17 protein-coding genes are annotated in these 19828 nt (G+C 70.2%); 9 read left to right on the plus strand and 8 right to left on the minus strand.

Going from position 1 to position 19828, the window contains the following annotated elements:
* Positions 1-80: 80 nt before the first annotated feature.
* On the minus strand, positions 81-1700 hold the full coding sequence (locus ACH35V_RS00730) for a hypothetical protein (RefSeq protein WP_395969514.1): 1620 nt from the start codon (positions 1698-1700) through the stop codon (positions 81-83).
* Between the two features lie 129 nt (positions 1701-1829).
* On the opposite strand from ACH35V_RS00730, the gene purS reads away from it, so the two are divergent.
* From purS to purL, 4 genes are all read left to right on the plus strand, one after another.
* Positions 1830-2072 (plus strand): phosphoribosylformylglycinamidine synthase subunit PurS, encoded by a 243-nt coding sequence (gene purS / locus ACH35V_RS00735; protein WP_171064619.1) that lies wholly within the window; start codon positions 1830-1832, stop codon positions 2070-2072.
* Between the two features lie 225 nt (positions 2073-2297).
* Entirely contained in the window at positions 2298-2738 is a 441-nt protein-coding gene (locus ACH35V_RS00740) for an ATP-binding protein (protein WP_395969515.1), read from the plus strand.
* Between the two features lie 97 nt (positions 2739-2835).
* Complete coding sequence (purQ, locus tag ACH35V_RS00745) at positions 2836-3516, plus strand: phosphoribosylformylglycinamidine synthase subunit PurQ (RefSeq protein WP_395969516.1); 681 nt, start codon at positions 2836-2838, stop codon at positions 3514-3516.
* A 1286-nt stretch (positions 3517-4802) separates the two neighbouring features.
* A complete protein-coding gene (gene purL, locus ACH35V_RS00750) occupies positions 4803-7004 on the plus strand; it encodes a phosphoribosylformylglycinamidine synthase subunit PurL (protein ID WP_395971113.1) in 2202 nt (733 codons plus the stop codon).
* A 393-nt stretch (positions 7005-7397) separates the two neighbouring features.
* Here purL and ACH35V_RS00755 read toward each other — a convergent pair whose 3' ends face one another.
* From ACH35V_RS00755 to ACH35V_RS00765, 3 genes are all read right to left on the minus strand, one after another.
* Entirely contained in the window at positions 7398-7865 is a 468-nt protein-coding gene (locus ACH35V_RS00755) for a hypothetical protein (protein WP_395969517.1), read from the minus strand.
* Between the two features lie 701 nt (positions 7866-8566).
* On the minus strand, positions 8567-9487 hold the full coding sequence (locus tag ACH35V_RS00760; RefSeq protein WP_395969518.1) for a coiled-coil domain-containing protein: 921 nt from the start codon (positions 9485-9487) through the stop codon (positions 8567-8569).
* Positions 9488-9714: 227 nt separating this feature from the next.
* Positions 9715-11640, minus strand: a complete 1926-nt coding sequence (locus ACH35V_RS00765; protein ID WP_395969519.1) for a serine/threonine protein kinase — start codon at positions 11638-11640, stop codon at positions 9715-9717.
* A gap of 170 nt (positions 11641-11810) precedes the next feature.
* Here ACH35V_RS00765 and ACH35V_RS00770 point away from each other — a divergent pair, with 170 nt between their 5' ends.
* Positions 11811-12287, plus strand: a complete 477-nt coding sequence (locus tag ACH35V_RS00770; RefSeq protein WP_395969520.1) for a sterol carrier family protein — start codon at positions 11811-11813, stop codon at positions 12285-12287.
* Positions 12288-12303: 16 nt separating this feature from the next.
* Here ACH35V_RS00770 and ACH35V_RS00775 read toward each other — a convergent pair whose 3' ends face one another.
* Positions 12304-12675: a hypothetical protein gene (locus ACH35V_RS00775; protein ID WP_395969521.1), complete on the minus strand. Its 372-nt coding sequence runs from the start codon at positions 12673-12675 to the stop codon at positions 12304-12306.
* Positions 12676-12797: 122 nt separating this feature from the next.
* Here ACH35V_RS00775 and purF point away from each other — a divergent pair, with 122 nt between their 5' ends.
* Together purF and purM are read left to right on the plus strand one after the other, a co-directional pair.
* Positions 12798-14267 carry an amidophosphoribosyltransferase gene (gene purF / locus ACH35V_RS00780; protein WP_395969522.1) on the plus strand — a complete coding sequence of 490 codons (1470 nt, stop codon included), beginning with the start codon at positions 12798-12800 and terminating at the stop codon, positions 14265-14267.
* Positions 14264-15289: a phosphoribosylformylglycinamidine cyclo-ligase gene (gene purM / locus ACH35V_RS00785; protein ID WP_395969523.1), complete on the plus strand. Its 1026-nt coding sequence runs from the start codon at positions 14264-14266 to the stop codon at positions 15287-15289. Before purF ends, purM begins: the two co-directional genes overlap by 4 nt.
* A gap of 249 nt (positions 15290-15538) precedes the next feature.
* Here purM and ACH35V_RS00790 read toward each other — a convergent pair whose 3' ends face one another.
* Positions 15539-15745 (minus strand): DUF3073 domain-containing protein, encoded by a 207-nt coding sequence (locus ACH35V_RS00790; RefSeq protein WP_395971114.1) that lies wholly within the window; start codon positions 15743-15745, stop codon positions 15539-15541.
* 323 nt (positions 15746-16068) lie between these two features.
* Positions 16069-17151: a Leu/Phe/Val dehydrogenase gene (locus ACH35V_RS00795; RefSeq protein ID WP_395969524.1), complete on the minus strand. Its 1083-nt coding sequence runs from the start codon at positions 17149-17151 to the stop codon at positions 16069-16071.
* An 83-nt stretch (positions 17152-17234) separates the two neighbouring features.
* Between ACH35V_RS00795 and ACH35V_RS00800 the strand changes: the two genes are divergently transcribed.
* Together ACH35V_RS00800 and bldC are read left to right on the plus strand one after the other, a co-directional pair.
* On the plus strand, positions 17235-18170 hold the full coding sequence (locus ACH35V_RS00800; protein WP_395969525.1) for a hypothetical protein: 936 nt from the start codon (positions 17235-17237) through the stop codon (positions 18168-18170).
* Positions 18171-18443: 273 nt separating this feature from the next.
* Positions 18444-18647, plus strand: coding sequence for a developmental transcriptional regulator BldC (bldC, locus tag ACH35V_RS00805; RefSeq protein ID WP_012850682.1), 204 nt, complete (start codon positions 18444-18446; stop codon positions 18645-18647).
* A gap of 420 nt (positions 18648-19067) precedes the next feature.
* On the opposite strand, the gene ACH35V_RS00810 is transcribed toward bldC, so the two are convergent.
* Positions 19068-19751, minus strand: coding sequence for a TetR/AcrR family transcriptional regulator (locus ACH35V_RS00810; protein WP_243719229.1), 684 nt, complete (start codon positions 19749-19751; stop codon positions 19068-19070).
* Between the last annotated feature and the right edge of the window lie 77 nt (positions 19752-19828).

Consider the following 19828-nt stretch of genomic DNA (forward strand, 5'->3'; position numbering starts at 1 on the left):
GCCACGGGCACACCTACCCCCGCCCTTGGCCCTTGACGCAAACGTGACGCACACCACCCGGCCGGGCGTGGACGCGGGGCCTACTCGCGGGAGAGTGCCCTGGTCACGCCCGCCGCGACCGTCAGTCCGAGGACGAGCCCAGCCGCGACGATGAAGTTGGCGATCCACTGGTAGACGCCCTTGGGCGCGAACGCCATCTCCTGCCCGAGCGTGCCGATCGGCAGGATGAGATCCAGGGTGTAGAAGAACGGGTTGAAATGCGGCTTCTGGCCGCTGTCGAGGACGTCCGGCTTGTGGAGCGAGAAGACGATCGTCCCGAAGGCGAGCAGCCCGATCAGCCAGCTCGCCGCGCGGAACGGACGGTAGCCGTAGCCGACCAGGCCGTCCTGCATCCAGCCGACGATCTTGCGGGAGAGGCCCTGCGTCCGGCGGCGGTCGCGGGCCTTGGCGAGCAGGACGTAGCGTCCGTCGGCGTCCAGGCCAAGGGCCCGGTACGTCGCGGCGAGGCGCTCGTAGGGCTGCGGGGCGTAGCCGTCGGTGTCGCGGCGGAGCCAGTCGAGGCGCTGGCGGGCGGTCAGCGGCGGTTCGAGCGTCTCGTACTGCAGGCCGTCGAGCTGGAGGCGCTCCGGCCAGGACGCGGCGTCGTCCCGCAGCAGGTTGATGCGGGCGTAGGACAGGTCGGCGGTGCCCTGGATCGGCTCGGCGGTGCGCAGCAGCAGCTCCTCGGCCTGGACGCGCTGCAGGCTGAGGGCCGTCCCCTGGTCGTGCCGCAGCCGGGCGTCGCGCAGGCTGAGCTGGCCGGTGACGCGGGCGCCGGAGAAGCTGACGGCACCCACCGCGGTGAAGCCGTCCGAGCAGTAGATGTCGGTCTCGACGGTCAGGTCGTCGGCGTTCAGCGCGGTGCGCCCCGGCGCGGACAGCCGCGCGCCGACGAACGACAGGTACCCGCCGACGCTGGCGCCGCGCAGCCGGACCTCGCCCTCGGCGGTGAACCCGCCGTCGCAGAACACGTTCGCGGCCACGTCCAGGCGGCTCGCGTACAGCGCGGGACCGGACGGGTTGCTCAGCCGCGCGCCGCGCAGGATCAGCTGGCCGCCGATCCGGGCGCCGGGCAGCCGGACCTCCCCGTTAGACGTGAACCCCTGGTCGCAGTACACGTTCGCCTCGACCGTGAGGCGGTCGGCGAGCAGCGCGTCCCCGCCCGGATTGCTCAGCTGGACGCCCGACATGTTCAGGATGCCGGTGATGTTCGCCCCGTCCAGCCACAGCCCGCCGGTGATCCGGCTGCCCTCCAGCCACAGATGCCCGTCCACCCGCGTCCCGGACGCGATCAGCCCCGGCAGCCGGCACCGCATCATGTGGACGCTGTTCATGCTCGCCCAGTACAGGTGCGGCGCCTCGTCGAACGAGCAGCCGGTGAGCGCCAGCGGGACGCTGACGTCCGCGTGCCCGAGGTTCAGCGAGCCGGTGACGCGGGCCCCGCCGAGCCGCACGGCCGCGACCTGCCCCGGCTCCGGCTCCACGGCCCCGACGAGCAGCGCCACGAGGACCTCCGCCCTGACCACTCGGTCGTGCCCCCAGCGGTCGGCCTGCCCGATGTCGTCGAACGCGGGGTCGCCGGACGACAGGTCGACGGATTCGCCCTTCGGGAACGCCTCCCAGAGGCGGCGCTCCGTCGGGGTCAGGTCCTCGATGTTCATCGGGCGGCTCCGGGGGTGCGGGTGAGGCAGGGGCTGGAGGACGGCGGGGACGCAGGTGGGCTGTGATGGGCCATGGTGCCGTACGCTTCAGGATCGTAAGGAAAGTTGCTGATGAGTGAGGGGGCTGCCGTGGCGCGTGTCGTCGTCGACGTCATGCTCAAACCGGAGATCCTCGACCCGCAAGGTCAGGCCATCGCCCGGAAGCTGCCGCAGCTCGGGTTCGACGGGATCGTCGCCGTCCGGCAGGGCAAGCGGTTCGAGGTGGAGCTGGAGGGCGAGGCCGACGAGGCGGCGCTGGAGCGGGTCGGCAAGATCGCCGAGACGCTGCTGGCGAACCCCGTCATCGAGAACTACGAGCTTCGCGTCCTCTGACGTGGAATGGCGCGGAATACCGTTCGATTCCGGAAGGCATTGGTGCGTTCCAGGCGTCGGCCGGGCTTAGATCGTGCCAACGGGGCGTCTGTGAAAGACCCGCGACTATAGCGATTACGGAAGATTCCACCGGGGAACTGTTAGCTGCGTCGAGTCGTCGAGCACGCTCCGGGACCGGGGGAACGGTCGGCAAGCCTGGAGCGGACACGAGGTGTCCGGGTGGATATGAGGATCTCGCTCTCGCTGCCGTGCGAGGCGCTGAGCATCCCGGTGGTCCGGCGGGTGGTGGGAGACGCGCTGCGGGGGCTGGGCGTCTCCGCGGACTGCGTCGACGACGTCCTGGTCGCCGCCTCCGAGGCGTGCACGAACGTCGTCCAGCACTCCCGCGCCACCGGCGACTACGAGGTCGCCGGACGCGTGGACGAGAGCGTCTGCTCCCTCACGATCACGGACCGGGGCCGCGGGCCCCGGCCGGCCCCCGAGGAACGGGGGATTTTGAGCGAATCCGGCCGCGGCATTAAGATCATGCGTGCGCTGGTGGACGATCTGGACATCGACTCCACGCCCGACAGGGGCACCGTCGTCCACCTGCGGAAGCGGCTGACCTGGCGCGACGGGGCCCTGGTACAGCGCCTCGACCGCAGGCTCATGCACAGCGCCGGGTAGATTGGTACGCGCGCGGGGGAGAATCGACGCGCATCGGGGTGATCGGCGGTACGACCCGCCCGTCCCGGCCGCCCCTCATTTCGGAGGAACAGAAGAGATGGACGCTGCCCGGGTCGGGATCATCACCTTCCCAGGTTCGCTCGACGACAGGGACGCCGCACGCGCCGTGCGGCTGTCCGGCGCCGAGCCGGTCGCCCTGTGGCACGGCGACCACGACCTGCGGGGGGTCGACGCCGTCGTCCTCCCCGGCGGGTTCTCCTACGGGGACTACCTGCGCGCCGGCGCGATCGCCCGGTTCGCCCCGCTGATGACCGAGCTGGTCGCCGCCGCCGGCGCCGGCCTCCCGGTCCTCGGCATCTGCAACGGCTTCCAGGTGCTGTGCGAGTCGCATCTGCTCCCCGGCGCGCTGCTGCCGAATGCCGGCCTGCACTTCGTGTGCCGCGACCAGCGGCTCCGCGTCGAGAACGTCGACACCGCATGGACCACGGACTACCGGGAGGGGCAGGAGCTGGTGGTCCCGGTCAAGAACCGCGACGGCCGCTACACCGCCGACCGCGAGACCCTGACCGAACTGGCCGACTCCGGCCGCATCGTCGCCCGCTACGTCGACCTGAACCCCAACGGCTCCCTCGACGACATCGCCGGCATCTGCAACGAGGCCGGCAACGTCGTCGGGCTCATGCCCCACCCCGAACACGCCGTGGAGTCCCTGACCGGCCCGTCCACCGACGGGCTCGGCTTCTTCACCTCGATCGTCAAGAGTTTGGTCACCGCATGAGCGAGCAACGACCCCAGCCCCCCGCGCGAGCGACCGGGGAGTCCCCGGACGAGCCCTCGATGGAGTGGCTCGGCGAGCTCAAGTCCGACGCCGACGACCCCGAACTCCAGCCGGTCGACCCCTCGGTGACCCAGGCGTTCGAGGCGATGCTCGAAGAGGCCAAGCCCGCGGACCCGTCCGCGCTGCCGGTCCGGCCGGAACCGGCCGTCCGGCCCGAGCCCGCCGTCCAGGTCGATCCGGCCATCCGGGTCGACCCGGCCGTGCAGGCGGCGTTCGTCGCGGCCCAGCCCGCCCCCGGCCCTCTCGAAGCGCCGCTCGGCGGTCCGTCCGGTCCGCTCGGCGGTTCGCTCGGCGGGCCGGAGCAGGCGTTCGCTCGCGCCCTGGCAGAGGAGCGCGCGTCCAGCGACCCTTCGTCCACCCTGGCGGACCCGACGCTCACCACTCCTGACGTGGGCGAATACACGAACCCCGCCGCCCCGTCCGCGAACCCGGCCGGGCACGGCCCCGGCTCCGGCACCGGCCCGCAACCCGCCGTCGGGACGGGCACCGGCCCGCAGCCCGCGGTCGGAATGGGCACCGGCCCGCAGCCCGCGGTCGGCCCGAACACGGGCCCTCAGCCCGCCGTGGGGCCCGGCACCAGCCCGCAGCCCGTGATCGGCACGGGTACGGGCCCTCAGCCCGCCGTAGGCTCCGGCACCGGCCCCCAGCCCGCCGTCGGGACGGGCACCGGCCCGCAACCCGCGGTCGGCCCGAACACAGGCCCGCAGCACGCCATCGGCACCGGAACAGGCCCGCAACCCGCGGTCGGCCCCGGCCAGAGCCCGCAGTCCGCAGTCGGCTCCGGGACGGGCCCGCAGTCGGCGGTCGGCCCGAATACGGGCCCTCAGCCCACCGTCGGCCACGGCACCAGCCCGCAGCCTTTCGCCGGCCTGGGTACAGGCCCGCAGCCCGCGGTCGGTCCCGGCACCGGCCCGCAACCCACCGTCGGCCCCGGCACGGGCCCACTTCCCGCAGTCGGCCGTGGGACGGGCCCTCAGCCCGCCGTTGGCCCCGGCACGGGCCCCCAGCCCGCCATCGGGACGGGCACCGGCCCGCAGGCCGCCGTAGGCCCCGGCACGGGCCCCCAGCCCGCCATCGGTGCCGGAACCGGGCCGCAACCCGCCATAGGCCGCGGGACGGGCCCGCAACCGGCCATCCAGGCGCCGGCGACGGTCTACGCCGGGACGGACACGGTCGCCATCGCCGCCGCGTCCCCGGAGCGTCCGCAGCCGTTCGCCGAGCTGGGCATGAACGAGGACGAGTACAAGCGCGTCCGCAACATCCTGGGCCGCCGTCCGACGTCGTCCGAGCTGGCGATCTACTCGGTCATGTGGAGCGAGCACTGCTCGTACAAGAGCTCCAAGGTGCATCTGCGCCAGTTCGGCGAGAAGGCCCCGAAGACCGACAAGCTGCTGGTCGGCATGGGGGAGAACGCCGGTGTCGTCGACATCGGCCAGGGCTGGGCGGTCACCTTCAAGGTGGAGTCGCACAACCACCCGTCCTACGTGGAGCCCTACCAGGGCGCGGCTACCGGCGTGGGCGGGATCGTCCGCGACATCATCTCGATGGGTGCGCGGCCGGTCGCGGTCATGGACTCGCTGCGCTTCGGCCCGGCGGACGCCCCCGACACCCAGCGCGTCCTGCCCGGCGTGGTGGCGGGCATCGGCGGCTACGGCAACTCGCTCGGCCTGCCCAACATCGGCGGCGAGACCGTCTTCGACTCCTGCTACGAGCAGAACCCGCTGGTCAACGCCCTCTGCGTCGGCGTGATGAAGCACGAGGACATCAAGCGCGCCGTCGCCCCGGGCCCCGGCAACAAGGTGATCCTCTTCGGCGCGCTGACGGGCCCGGACGGCATCGGCGGCGCGTCCGTGCTCGCCTCGGCGACGTTCGACGAGGAGTCGCACCGGAAGCGGCCGTCCGTCCAGGTGGGCGACCCGTTCATGGAGAAGCTGCTGATCGAGTGCTGCCTGGAGCTGTTCGGCGAGGACCTCGTCGTCGGCATCCAGGACCTCGGCGCCGCCGGCGTGTCCTGCGCGACGACGGAGCTGGCCGCGGCCGGCACCGGCGGCATGCACGTCGACCTCGACTCCGTCCCGCTCCGCGACGAGACGCTCCTCCCCGAGGAGATCCTCATGAGCGAGTCGCAGGAGCGCATGATGGCGGTGGTCGAGCCCGGCAAGGTCGACCGCTTCATGGACATCTGCGCCCGCTGGGAGATCCCGGCGACCGTGATCGGGACGGTCACCGACACCGGACGCCTCGTCATGACGTGGCGGGGCGAGACGATCGTCGACATCCCGCCGGTCACCGCCGCCGACGAGGGGCCGGTGTACCAGCGTCCGCTGGAGCCGCCGAGGGACCTCGGGGCCCTGCAGTCCGACACGCCAGGGCGGCTCACCCGTCCGTCCAACGGCGACGAGCTGCGCCGTACCGTCCTTTGGCTGGCGGGGTCGCCGAACCTCGCGGGCAAGACGTGGGTGACGTCCCAGTACGACCGCTACGTCATGGGCAACACCGTGATGGCCATGCCGGAGAACGCGGGCGTGGTGCGCATCGACGACGAGTCCGGGCTGGGCATCGCCCTGTCCCTGGACGGCAACGGCCGCTACACGCGCCTCGACCCGTACGCGGGCGCACAGCTTGCCCTCTCCGAGGCGTTCCGCAACGTCGCCGCCACCGGCGCGCGACCCCTCGCCGTCACCAACTGCCTCAACTTCGGCTCCCCGGAGGACCCGGGCGTCATGTGGCAGTTCGCCCGCGCGGTCGAGGGCCTCGCTGACGGCTGCCAGTACCTCGGCATCCCGGTCACCGGCGGCAACGTCAGCTTCTACAACCAGACCGGCGCCACGGCGATCAACCCGACCCCGGTCGTCGGCGTCCTCGGCGTCCACGACGACGTCCGCCGCCGCGTGAACATGTCGCTCACCACCGACGGCGCCACGATCGCGCTGCTCGGCGAGACCCGGGAGGAGTTCGGCGGGTCGGAATGGGCGCACGTCGTCTACGGCCACCTGGGCGGCCTGCCGCCGCTGGTGGACCTGAAGGCGGAGGCGTCGCTGGCGTCCGTGCTGGTCAACGCCGTCCGGGACGGGCTGGTCACCGCCGTCCACGACCTGTCGGACGGCGGCCTGTCCCAGACCCTGGTGGAGTCGTGCCTGCGCGGCGGCCTGGGCGCCAAGATCACGCTGCACGGCGACCCGTTCGTCGCGCTGTTCAGCGAGTCCGTCGCCCGCGCCATGGTCGTCGTCATGCCGGGCGCCGAGGCCCGCCTGGCGGCCCTCTGCGAGTCGGCGGGCGTCCCCGTCGCCCAACTGGGGGTGGCGGGCGGCGACGCGTTGACCGTCACCGGCCGAGGCACAGAAGGCGACCAGCAGGAACTGTTCAGCATCCCCTTGCACGAACTACGCGAGTCCCACGAACACATGCTCCCCAGCTACGCCGACTAACCCCACCACACAAAGGGCGCCTCCGCTTTCGGAGGCGCCCTTCGCGCTAGAACAGGGCGCAAATCCTCGAACAGTTCTCGGCCCCGCGAGCGCTGAACACCTTCCGGACGGCGGCCGTCCAAGGCTGGAAACACCTCCCGCCTCCTCTGGAGCGCATATGCATCCCAGCCGTCCTGGACAGCTCACGGCCGCCGCCGTCCTCCTGGGTACGGCCTGGACACGGGCGGGTCCGGGCTAGGCACAGCAGCCGCCCTAATGGCACTCCCCCCAGTGACCACCCCCATGCGCCCGACCCAACCAACCCGGCACAACTAGCCACCCCCAGACCAGCAAACGGACGGCCCCACCGTGCACAACTGGGGCCGTCCGTTCCGCGATTGCTCCGTGCTTGCTTCAGTCCGGGAGCCAATACCTGTCCTTGTGATGTGTGCGGGCCAGGTCCTCCGCAGCCCGAAGCGCGTCTATCCTGGCCCGACGCGCGATCTCGGCGGCCTCCTGGTCAAGGGCCTGACGCATGCGCTCGGCTGTTCGCTCGGCTTCTGCTCGCTCGGCCTCCAGTTCGGCGGCCCTCCGCTGGGCGGCTTTGCGCTCGGCAGCCTCCTGCTCGGCCTTCCAGGCTTTCTGGGACTCCCGCATGGCCTCCCTCTCGGCGATCCGACGCGCCTGTTCCGCTGCCACTCGGCGCTCCCATTCGTCCCTCTCTCGAAGAGCTTTAGGCTCCACCCAGCGATTAATGACAAATACTGCAATTGCTATGCCAATGATCGTGCCGAGGAACATTGCCGTGTAGTACTGCCACGGCTCTGGTTGCGTTGCCTGTAACCCGACGACTACTGCCCTGTCGGCCAGCAAGCTCCACATCGCACCCTCCTGGGATGAGCACGTGAGACGAAACTTCCGTAGCAACCGTTTCACGGTAAATCCTGGAGGGCTCCCTGGCTAGGGCAGATCACCTTGCCTGCCATGCCCGCCTGCCGTGGCCTCGAAGTGCGCCTGTTCGGGGCACGGTCCTTAGCTGTACGCGCGCACAGAAATGATCACAACTACTCCAAGTAGTAAGCACAGCTAGCGCCTGTCCCGGATCCTGTGTACCCCAACTGCCAATCCGTGCCTAAGCCTCATGGATGACCGTCTTTCAGCCCGTCCGGCCACTGGAAACCAGCCAAACGCGGGTTACTGACCTCTCACAGGCGTGGTGACCAGGTGGCGGCGCGCACCCCGCACCGGCCGGGCCGGGTCGGGTCGGCGGACGTGGCGCGGCGCGGAGTTCGCCTGTGTTTTAGCTGCGTGAGCGGGCGTCGTTCGCGGCTTCCAAGGAAGCGAGTAGTAGGTGATGGGTTCTTTCATCTACGGCGGTCGTCACCCTGCAGCGCCGGTTTCCTGGGTCGACTGTGTGGTTCGGATAGCACACGTGGCGATGGTGCCGTGGGCCAAGCGGTGGGTGCATGGCCGATGCGCCGGGCGATTGATGACACCTGGGGAACGATTCCGAGCGCGAGTGCCCTGGATGTGCCCTCTCGGGACGTCTCGTGAACTGCGGCCCTGGTCAGGGCGAGATACGTCTAGAAGACCGAGACGTGGACGTGGTCGTAGTGGTTGGCGGTGGTGCCGCCGCGGTTCTCCATCATGCGCCAGCCGGGGCTGCGCATGTCGTAGATGCGCTGGCGCCAGATGACGTACTTGATGCCCAGGGCGCTCGCGTGGGAGATCGCGTACTGGGCGGCCTGGTCGCCCTGGGCCTGCGCGCTGCCGGTGGCCATCGCGCCGCCGGTCGTCACCATGAAGTCGCAGGCGCGGCCGCTGCCGTGGTCCTGCGGGTCGCCGGGACGCGTGCAGCCGATCACGGGGAACGGGCCGGTCTCCAGGTCGATGGTGTTCTTGGCCTTGAGCATGCGGGCGGTGATGCCGCCCATGCCGATGCTCGGCGACTCGGGCTTGTACTGCTTGACCAGGGCCTTGATCTTGGCCTTCCGGCCGAGCAGGTCCTTGATCTCCTTCTTCAGCTCCGCCATCTTCGCCTGGGCCTGCTTGCGGGCCTGGAGTTGGTCGTTGACGAGCTTCTGGATCTGCGCGACCTTCGCGGCCTTGTTCTGCGACAGGTGGCTGACCAGGGACGCGTTGCTGAGGAGGTCGCTCGGGCTCGCGTCCGTCACGAAGGTGACCGTGGGGTCCTCGCCGTTCATCATGTACTGGGTCGCGGCGAGCTGGGCGACGAGGTTGCGGGCCTCGATGAGGTCCTGCTGCAGGTCCTTGGCCTTCTTGAGCGACTTCTCCGCGGCGTACTGGACGTCCTTGAGCTTGGCCAGGTCGCCGCCGTACTCCTTGTCGAGCTTCTCGATCTGCCGGTTCAGCTGGGCGAACTTCTTGCTGTCACCGGGGTCGGCGGCGTAGGCGTTGAGCGCGGCCAGGGCGGGCGGCGCCGCGGCGGACGGGGTGGCGGTGCCGACCAGCGGCAGCGCGGCGGCGAAGGCCACGAGAGCCACGGCTGCGCGCCGTCCACCGCGCGGGCGTGCGGAGGGGGTCTCCACGTGTTCTCCTCTCGTCCAGGCCGTAGGTCAATGAACCTTAAAGTGCCGTCTGTGCCTCGCCAAGATTAAACCCCTGGGACGTGTGAGGCGGTGCGAAGGGCGATAAGCCTGCTCGCTTGCTGGGAGCCGAGCCATCTTACGTGACAGGACTCACAGTCACTTCTACCGGTACGGGACGGGACTCACCCACGGTTCAGCCGACCTCCGTAGCCGAGACTCGTGCCTGGTCGGTTCCAGGTGTACTGGAGCGTCCCGTCCGGTTGCCGGGTGATCTGGACGACCCCGGACGTGCACGGCTTAGCGACCGACAGGGACATTTTCAGTGCGCTTTCCGTGCCCCTCGTCAGTGCGAGCGTGCCGGTGCATTTCTCCTTCGGATAGAACACGCGCCCGGTCGTCCCACCGGATTGGAACGTGACCTCTAGCGGGAACGAGACGTTGCGGTTGGTGTTGACGACCGTGCCCTTCCACGTCCCCGCGAACGATGACGGGATCGTCGTCACCGGGCGGTTGTTGGACGCGTTCGTGCTGTCGGGCGGCGGCCCGTCGTCGTCGGCCTTGAGCTGCGGCCACAGCACCAGCGCGATGATGGCGATGCCCACGCCGACCCCGATGAACAGGGAGAGCGCGACGCCGAGCACGTGGTTGCTGGGGCGGCGCATCCTCGCGATGGACGCGAGCGGCGACGGGTTCCGTCCGTCGTTGTCACGGCCCTGCCCCAGTCCGGGGATGAGGTGCGGGGTCGGTTCGGTGGGGTTCGGGTGCTCGTCCGGGTCGACGGTGTCGAATGTGGCGGTCGAGTTGGGGGCGACCGTGCTGAACGCTGCCGTTTGGTCAGCTGGGCTGGGGGCGTTGTCCGGGGGACGGCTTTCTTGCTGCGTCTGGTTCGGGTCGTCGGAGGCGACGGCCCTGAAAGCTGCGGTCTCCTCGAAGGCGGACGGGTCCAGGTCGGGTGCCGGTGGTGCGGGCGGCTCGGGTCTGGGTTCCTGGCGCGAGCGGCGCATGCGCGAGAGCTTTCCGAGCAGCGGGAGGGACGGCGTAGGGGTTCCCTGTACCGGAGTCGGCGGGGCGGCTGGGGGAGGCCCAGGGACGGGAGTGAAAGCGGTTGGGGCGCCTGGACCGGCGGCCATGGGACGTGGCGGCGCTCCCATGGGCGTCCGTGGCGGCATGGGCGACGGTGGGGGCGGCATCCCGGCGGGTGGTGCGGGCTGGGGCGCGGGCTGCGGGAGGGGTGCCCCGAAGGCGAGTGCGCGGCCCTCGTCCACCATCGAGGACGGCATGCGGCCGATCAGCGGGCCGTCCTCGTCCAGGAGGCGTCGGAGAAGGTCTTTGGCCGTCGGACGGTTGGCCGGATCCTTGGCGAAGGCGTCGGCCATGATCTCGCGCAGCGAATCGGGGACGCTCGACAGGTCCGCCTCGTCGTAGACGATCCGCTGCATCACCTCGGACGGCGAACCGTCCCCGAACGGCGGCTCGCCCGTGCCGGCGAACAGAATGGTCGACGCCCAGGCGAAAACGTCCGCGGGCTGGCCGATGCCGGTGCCGCTCAGCTGTTCGGGTGACTTGTAGGACGGATCCTCGGTGATGTGTCCGCTGAAGGACGCGTTCACGGCCTCCAACGCATGGGCGATACCGAAATCGCTTAGGCGCGGCCCGTCCCGTCCCAGGAGAACGTTCCCGGGTTTCAGGTTGTGGTGTAGCGCACCGGCCCGGTGGACGGCCGCCAGAGCGATCGCTGTACCGACGGCCAAGCGCTCGACGATGGCAGCGCCGCGCAGGCCCTCCTCGTCCACGAGCTGCTGGAGGGACGGCCCGTCCACCCACTGGCTCACCACGTACGGACGGTCGCCCTCCACGTCGGCGCTCAGGATCGCCGCCGTGCAGAAGCCGGAGACCTTCCTGGCGGAGGAGAACGCGTTCGCGAACCGCGACCTGGCGACGGGCTCGCCGCTGAGCCGCACGTGCAGGACCTTCACGGCGACGGGGCCGCCGGCCGTGTCCCTGCCGAGGAAGACGGCGCCCTGCTCGCCGACGCCGAGCCGTCCCGTGATCTCGAACGCGCCGAGTCTTCGCGGGTCACCCGGCTGCAGGGGCAGCGCCTCGGGCATCTGACGAACCTCCGTGTCCTCCGGGGACCACGTCCCCGGCATCCCCGTTCCCTTCACTCCCGCGGCCCCCCTGGCCTGGCGTCGGGTCCTTTTTACCGTCTGCGCGGGCGCCGCGGCGCCATCGCGGGGCGGAGCGGTCCACCGGCCGCGACCCGGTAGCGTCGGTGGCGATGTCGCGGAAACCGCTCACCCTCGCCGTTCTGAACGATCAGCGCGGCGCGCTCGGCCTGCCGCCGTACACCGGCGCCGACGAACCCGCCGAGCTGCGACGCGCGGCGCTGGAGACCGTGCTGGCCGGTATCGAGACAGGAAGCGCCGAACCGTCCCGGCCGGTCGTGATGGGAGCGGTGCGGTTTCTGCTTGACCGGCTCGCCGAGCTCGCGCCCGGCCGTTCGGTGGAGGTTCGTGTTCCTCCTTATGCCGCCGTTCAATGCATCGACGGCCCGCACCATACCCGTGGAACACCCCCGAATGTGGTGGAGATGGACGCCGCCGCTTGGATCCGTCTGGCCACGGGCCGGTTGGCCTGGGACGACGCCGTCGCGGACGGACGGGTCCGTGCCAGCGGCGCCCGCGCGGACCTCTCCGGCCATCTCCCACTGCCCCTCGACCGGGAGAACGACCGGGAGAACGACCGGGTCAACTGACCTACGGGGTACTGACCTACGGGGTTCTGTCCGCTTGGGCGAAGGGGAACTCGCGTTCGACGCAGTCCCGTCGCGACGTGTCGTCCGGGTAGCGCGCCTCGTCGCCGCACTGGGCCGCCTTGCTCAGCAGCACGAAAAGCATGCCCGCGCCTATGAAGAGGGCGAGGGACGAGCAGACGACGCCCACGATCGCAGGACGCCGGTCCGCATCGCGGCGGACGAGCGACACCGTCCCCAGGACGACCCCGACGAGCGCCGGGATCACGCCCGCCAGACACAGGACGAGGCCCACCAGGCCCACGATTCCGAGCACCTGAGAAGCCCTCGCCAGGGTGCTCCGCTTGGGCGGGGCGGGCGGCGAATACGTCTGGTACCCGGGCAGCGTCATGCGGTCCTCCACGTGTCGGTCACCAGATTCCCCCGCGTCACTTGATGCCCGTGGTTCCGCGGGGTAAAGGTCCGTTAAGGAGATACCGCCGATCGGAGCAGGTGAATCAGGCATCTAGACTGATGAACGTGCCTCTCCGTGACGGACGTCTGAGCCACGACATCGATCCCACCGACCGCCCCCCGCAGGACGCGTGCGGGGTCTTCGGCGTCTGGGTCCCGGCGGACCAGGCGTCCCGGGCCGAGGTGAGCAAGCTCACCTACTACGGCCTGTACGCGCTTCAGCACCGCGGGCAGGAGTCCGCGGGCATCGCCGTGAGCGACGGCTCCCGCATCGTCGTGTTCAAGGACATGGGCCTCGTCGCCCAGGTCTTCGACGAATCGGTCCTGAACACCCTGCGCGGCCACATCGCCGTCGGCCACTGCCGCTACTCCACGACGGGCTCGCCCACGTGGGAGAACGCGCAGCCCACGTTCCGGTCGTCGGACGCGGGCGGGCTGGCGCTCGTCCACAACGGCAACCTGATCAACACCCTGGACCTGGCCAAGCGGCTGGAGCCCGGCGTGCTGACCGCCACGACCGACACCGAGGTCCTGACCGCCCTGCTCGCCGAGGGCGGCGAGGGCGGCGAGGGCGGCCCGCTGGCGGCGGCCCGGGAGATCCTCCCCGCCACCCGCGGCGCGTACTCCCTGGTCTTCATGGACGAGGGCACCCTGTACGCGGCCCGCGACCCGGAGGGCGTCCGGCCGCTCGTCCTCGGCGCCCTGGAGGACCGCGGCTGGGTCGTGGCGTCCGAGACCGCGGGGCTCGACATCGTCGGCGCGCGCTTCGTCCGCGAGATCGAGCCGGGCGAGATGGTCGCGATCGACGGCGGCGGCGTGCGGTCCGAGCGGTTCGCCGAGCCGCGGCCGAAGGGCTGCCTGTTCGAGTACGTGTACCTGGCGCGTCCCGACACGTCGATCGCCGGACGCAGCGTCCAGGCCACCCGCGTGGAGGTCGGACGGCGGCTGGCCCGCGAGCACCCCGTCGAGGCCGACCTGGTCATCCCGACGCCTGAGTCCGGCACCCCGGCCGCGATCGGCTACGCGGAGGCGTCCGGCATCCCCTACGGCCAGGGCCTGGTGAAGAACTCCTACGTCGGCCGTACGTTCATCCAGCCGTCCCAGACGATCCGCCAGCTCGGCATCCGGCTCAAGCTCAACCCGCTGCGCGAGGCGATCGAGGGCAAGCGGCTGATCGTGGTGGACGACTCGATCGTCCGCGGCAACACCCAGCGCGCGATCGTCGGGATGCTGCGGGACGCGGGCGCCGCCGAGGTCCACGTGCGGATCTCCAGCCCGCCCGTCTCCTGGCCGTGCTTCTACGGGATCGACTTCGCCACCCGCGCCGAGCTGATTGCCGGGAACCTGTCGGTCGCGGAGATCCGCGACTCCATCGGCGCCGACTCGCTCGGCTACATCTCCCTGGACGAGCTCATCTCCGCGTCGCACATCGCCAAGGAGAACCTCTGCCGGGCGTGCTTCGACGGCGTCTACCCCATCCCGGTCGACCAGGACGCGCACGGCAAGCACCTGCTGGAAATCACCCGATGACGTCCTACGAGGACGCCGGGGTCGACATAGCTGCGGGTGAACGCGCCGTCGAGCTGATGAAGTCCCGGGTGGCGCGTTCACGGCGTCCAGAAGTCGTGGACGACGTCAGTGGGTTCGCGGGCCTTTTCGACGCGTCCGCGCTCGCGCGCTACAAGCGTCCCTTGCTGGCCACGTCCACGGACGGCGTCGGAACCAAGGTCGACCTGGCGCGCCGGCTCGGCGTGTACGACACGGTCGGTCACGACCTGGTCGGCATGGTCATCGACGACCTCGCCGTATGCGGCGCCGAACCGCTGTTCATGACGGACTACATCGCCTGCGGGAAAGTCGTCCCGGAGCGGATCGCCGACATCGTCGGCGGTATCGCGGACGCCTGCGCCCTGGCCGGCTGCGCCCTCGTCGGCGGCGAGACCGCCGAACACCCCGGCCTACTGGAAGCGGACGAGTTCGACCTGGCCGGCGCTGGGACGGGCGTCGTCGAAGCGGACGAGGTCCTAGGGCCTGACCGTGTTCGTGTAGGGGACGCAGTGCTGGCGATGGCGTCGTCCGGGATTCACTCCAACGGGTACTCGCTCGTCCGCCACATCCTGGCCGCGACCGACCTGGACCTCGAATCCCAGCCCGCCGACCTTGACCGTCCCCTCGGTGAGACGCTTCTCACTCCGACGCGCATCTACGCCAAGGACTGCCTCGCACTCAAGGACACCGGCGGTGTGCGTGCGTTCGCTCACATCACGGGTGGCGGCCTAGCGGCGAACCTGGCTCGTTCACTGCCCCCGACCATGGACGCCGTACTGAACCGCGCCTCCTGGGAGACACCGGCCTTGTTCCGCGTCTTGCAGGCTCATGGGGACGTCTCCCAGCCCGACATGGACAAGACGTTCAACATGGGCGTCGGCATGGCCGCCATCGTCTCCCCGGACGCCGCCGACGAGGCCCTCCGCGTCCTGGCGTCCCGCGGCGTACCCGCCTGGCATCTGGGTGAGATCACCGCGGGCACCGGCAAGGCGACCCTCGTCTGACCCGCGGACCGCGGAACCGCGGACCAGCGTGATGATGATCACGCCCAGGATCACGCCCGTCCAGCGATGCCCACCCCACGGCCTCACGACCGCCGTGGACGGGGCTGAGGACCCCTCTGAGCGCCTCGCGGGCCCCAGGGGTCACACGGGTACCAACGGACGTCAAACGCGGCTCACGGGCGCGTTCAGAGGCCCGGCATGACAAACGCCACTGCCCGATGTCGCGGGCAGTGGCGCAGTGTCAGCCGGTCAACCGGAGGTTCCGTCCTTGCGATCCTCCGTGCCGTAATCCTCGGCGTAGTCCGCGTACTTCTCGGCGAGCTCGTCGTAGGAGTCGTCCCCCGCCTCGTCGACTCCCAATTCGCTCTTCAGGCGGTCGAGGTCCGTGTTGCCGCTGTTGTACTTGAGCTGTCGGGCAACCTTTACCTGCTTGGCCTTGGCTCGGCCGCGACCCATTGGCTCGACCCCCTCGATGGTCAGGGCTTTCGTGGGCCCATCAACGCGCGCGTGTACCACACGAACCGGTGCCTGATGAGCCATGCGTCAGTCACGGGTACAACCGTACCCGTTTTGCGCCCGGCTCGGTACATCGACGGTACGTGGCGGCGCTTCTGTTGCTGATAACAACACTGTATCTGGAGGTCACGGGTACGCGCTAAGGCCGCCGTGGGAGGGCACTAGGGCTCCCTCACGGCGGCCTCAGCAGGTTCGACGCGTTCGAAAGGTTCGGCGGGGTTGGCGGGTTTCGACGGGCTTTCAGGGACCGATTCCAGCCCGTTTCAGAGCAGGATGCTGCGCAGTCTCCCGACTTCGGACATCCGGCGTTCGGCGAGGCGGTCGGCGGCCACGGCCGGCGGGACGCCCTCGTCGGCGGCCAGCGCGAAGATCTTCAGGGTGGTGTCGTAGATCCCGGTGGCGCGGGCCTTGGCGCGGTCGAAGTTGAAGCCGCCGATCTCGTCCGCGACCTGGATCACACCGCCGGAGTTCACCACGTAGTCGGGCGCGTACAGGACGCCGTGGTCGGCGAGGCTCTTCTCCACGCCGGTGTGGGCGAGCTGGTTGTTCGCGGCCCCGCACACCACCTTGGACGCCAGTACGGGCACGGTGTCGTCGTTCAGGGAGCCACCGAGCGCGCACGGCGCGTACACGTCGAGTTCGGTGCGGACCATCGCGTCCGTGTCCGCGACGACCTCGACTTCGGGATGCGCCGACCGGACCCGGTCGACGGCGGACTGGTTCACATCGCAGATGACGACGTCGGCGCCGTCCTCACGGAGGTGCTCCACCAGGCGGTGGCCGACCTTCCCGACGCCTTCGACGCCGACGCGCTTGCCGCGAAGTGTGGGCGCCCCCCACACGGTCTTGGCCGCGGCACGCATGCCCTGGAACACGCCGAACGCGGTGAGGATGGACGAATCGCCCGCACCGCCGTGCGCGACCGTCCGGCCGGTGACGAACTGGCTCTCCCGAGCCACGACGTCCATGTCCTCGCTGAACGTGCCGACGTCGCACGCGGTGTAGTACCTGCCGTTCAGCGACTGGACGAACCGTCCGTACGCCCTCAGCATGGCCTCGGACTTGTCGATGGCCGGGTCGCCGATGATGACGGCCTTGCCGCCGCCGAGGTCCAGCCCGGCCAGGGCGTTCTTGTACGCCATGCCGCGGGACAGGTTCAGCACGTCGGCGAGGGCCTCTTCTTCGGTCCCGTAGGGGTAGAAGCGGGTGCCTCCCAGGGACGGGCCTAGCGCGGTTGAGTAGATCGCGATGATGGCGCGCAGGCCGCTGGACTCGTCCTGGCAGAAGACGACCTGCTCGTGACGGGGTTCGGTGCCCTTGTGGGGCGCCCCGAAGACATTAGGCACGGTAGTGCCCTCCTCTCTGTCTCTAAGATCAGCCTAGGGCGCGTGATGCCACCGCGCCCGGCCGAATCTCATGTCACGATGCGATGGTGCTTCCGTACGCCGCGTACCTACGGGTTTACGAACCGGTGACCGCCTTCCCGGAGCCCGCGCGGACCCTGTGGACGGTCTACGCCGACTCCCGGCGGCGTCCGCGGCGGATCCACGCGCTGGGCGTCGAGCACCGCGCCGCGACGCTCAGGCTGGTCGGCTCGCCGCCCGACGTCGCGCCTGAACGGGAGAGCAGGGACGCCTACGTCCGCCGCCTGGACGACATGATCTACGTGTGCCCGTGGCAGACGCGGCTGCGCTCGTGGCTGGCCTTCGAGCGCTTCCGGAACGAGCACGCCGCCGGGGTCGCGGCCGCGTTCGTCCCGCCGCCGGTGTCGGAGCGGGTGGCGGGGGACTTCGAGCAGTGGAAGCGGTCGGGAAAGCCGCTCCGGCCGCACATCCTGACGAGCACCTGGCACATCCCGCTGGACTGGTTCGTGCCCTTCACGCGCGGTGAGCGGTGCCTGATGCTCGGCTCGCCCGGGACCGGGTACCGCAAGGCGGACGACGCGTCCGAGGAACACGCCGAACCGCCCGCCCCAGGTCAGAGCCCGGCGACGGCCGCGCCCGCGCGTACGCTCATCTACGTCACCTCGATGGGCGAGGCGCGCCGGAGGGTGGCGGACGCGCTGCCCGTCGTGCGGGAGAACCTCGGCGACGGGACGGGCGACGTCTACCTCCTGTCCGCCGGACGGCTGGACACGCTCGGCCGATGGCTGGACGGCTTCCATCCCCGCGCGCTCGTCGAGCTCGACTACGGCGGGCTCGTCCATCTGCTGGACGACCGCACCCTCAGCCTGGACGAGTCCGTGGCCGAGATGACCGTGGCGCTCGCCGGGATGGAGCGCGGCGAGGTCGAGCTGACCGTGGCGATGTACAAGCGGCTGCTCGCCCGCTGGAGGCCCATCCGGGCCCTTGAGGCGGCGAACTAAAACAAATTTCCCGAATCCGCGCGCGATACGACTATACGTATCGCTAGAATCACGCAGCGTGACCCGCTGGCCATCGGATACGCGCCGCACCCCGCACTCGCGGGGATGTTTGCACGCAACTACCGCCAGGAACTTGCTTGTTGCGCTGAGTGGTGGCAAGGTTACACGTTGTGATGTCATAGTGGCTCTTTCGGGCCATAGGGGACATCAGTGACCACGCGAGGATCAATCGCAGGATCGCTGTCATCGGTCCACGGAGGAGAGGCCGCAAACATGTCAGCACGTACGCCAGAGGCCGAGCCCCTGCTGACGCCGGCGGAGGTGGCGACGATGTTCCGCGTCGACCCCAAGACCGTCACGCGGTGGGCGAAGGCGGGGAAGCTCACGTCCATCCGGACGCTCGGGGGGCACCGCCGCTACCGCGAGGCGGAGGTGCGGGCGCTGCTCGCGGGAATTCCGCAGCAGCGTTCGGAGTAGAGGGCGGTTCGCCGCCGCTGCGTGCGATCGGGTTCTCGCCCCGCGTGAGCCCCGCTTCGCACGCGCATCGCGATGGTCGATGCCGGTGCCGGTCGATTCCGGCGGCCGGGATCGGTCATGGCTTTGGGGGGATGGCCGTTGTCGCTGTGCTCACCCGGTTGCCCTTGGGGTCCGGGCGCGTCTAGTGCCCGCCCCAAGGGCAACGGGTGGCCGGCTCGGCCCGGGTCGGCCGGGTCGGGGCACCGGACCGCACGGCGACGGCGACCGAAAAGCCTCGCTGACGTGCGAGGAATTTGGGACATGGGTGACTTTTTGTCCACATGAGGACAGAGTCTCCATTTAGGACGTTGCCCGTCACTTTTGGGTAAAGCGTCCAAGAGCGAAGCCGTCCGGGACGGGCAGTCCGTCCGGGCGTGGGGGTCAGCCCATCTCTTCCTGGGCCAGCCGGTCGAACAGCCTGCCGGTGCCCGGGTCGTGCCGTCCGGCCGCGTGGAACATGACCACCAGATGGTCGATCAGTAGGCCCTCGAGCTGCGGACGCGGCACGTCGCGCTTCTCCAGCCAGTCCAGGCCGGCGGTCTCGACCGCGGCCATCCAGGCGCGGAGCGTGATGCGCAGGATCGGCTGCGGGGTCTCGACGTCCAGCGAGTGCAGGATCCGGTCCAGCAGGAGCTGCCGGATGCCGTCCACGATCTCGCCCGCCTCGCCGGAACGGTCGGCCGGGCCTCCGCGCAGCAACGCGGTGTAACCGGCCGCGTGGCTCTCCACGAAGTCGAAATAGCGCCGCAGCGAGATGCGCAGCCGTTCGAGCGGCTTGCCCTCGGTCGGCGGTTCCAGCAGCACAGACAGCTTCTTCGCGGCGCTGCCGAGCGCCGCGATGTACAGCTCGTTCTTGCCGCCGAAGTAGTGGTAGACCAGCGCGCGGGAGGCGCCCGCCTTGGCCGCGACGTCGTCGATCGAGATGTCCTCGGGCGAACGCGTGCTGAACAGCTGCAGCGCCGCCTCGATCAGCTCGTCCCGCCGTTCGTCGACGCTGAGCCTGCGGCGGCCGCGGCCACCGCTCTGCCGGCTTCGCGCCTTGCCGGCCACCGCTCGATCTCCCACCTGGGCAGCGTATCCGAGCCCGGACGGCCCCATGTCCCCGCCAATAGGGGTGGAACGGGCTTTTCACCGGCCTTGAT

The organism is Actinomadura sp. 1N219, from assembly GCF_044326405.1.
Taxonomy (GTDB): domain Bacteria; phylum Actinomycetota; class Actinomycetes; order Streptosporangiales; family Streptosporangiaceae; genus Spirillospora.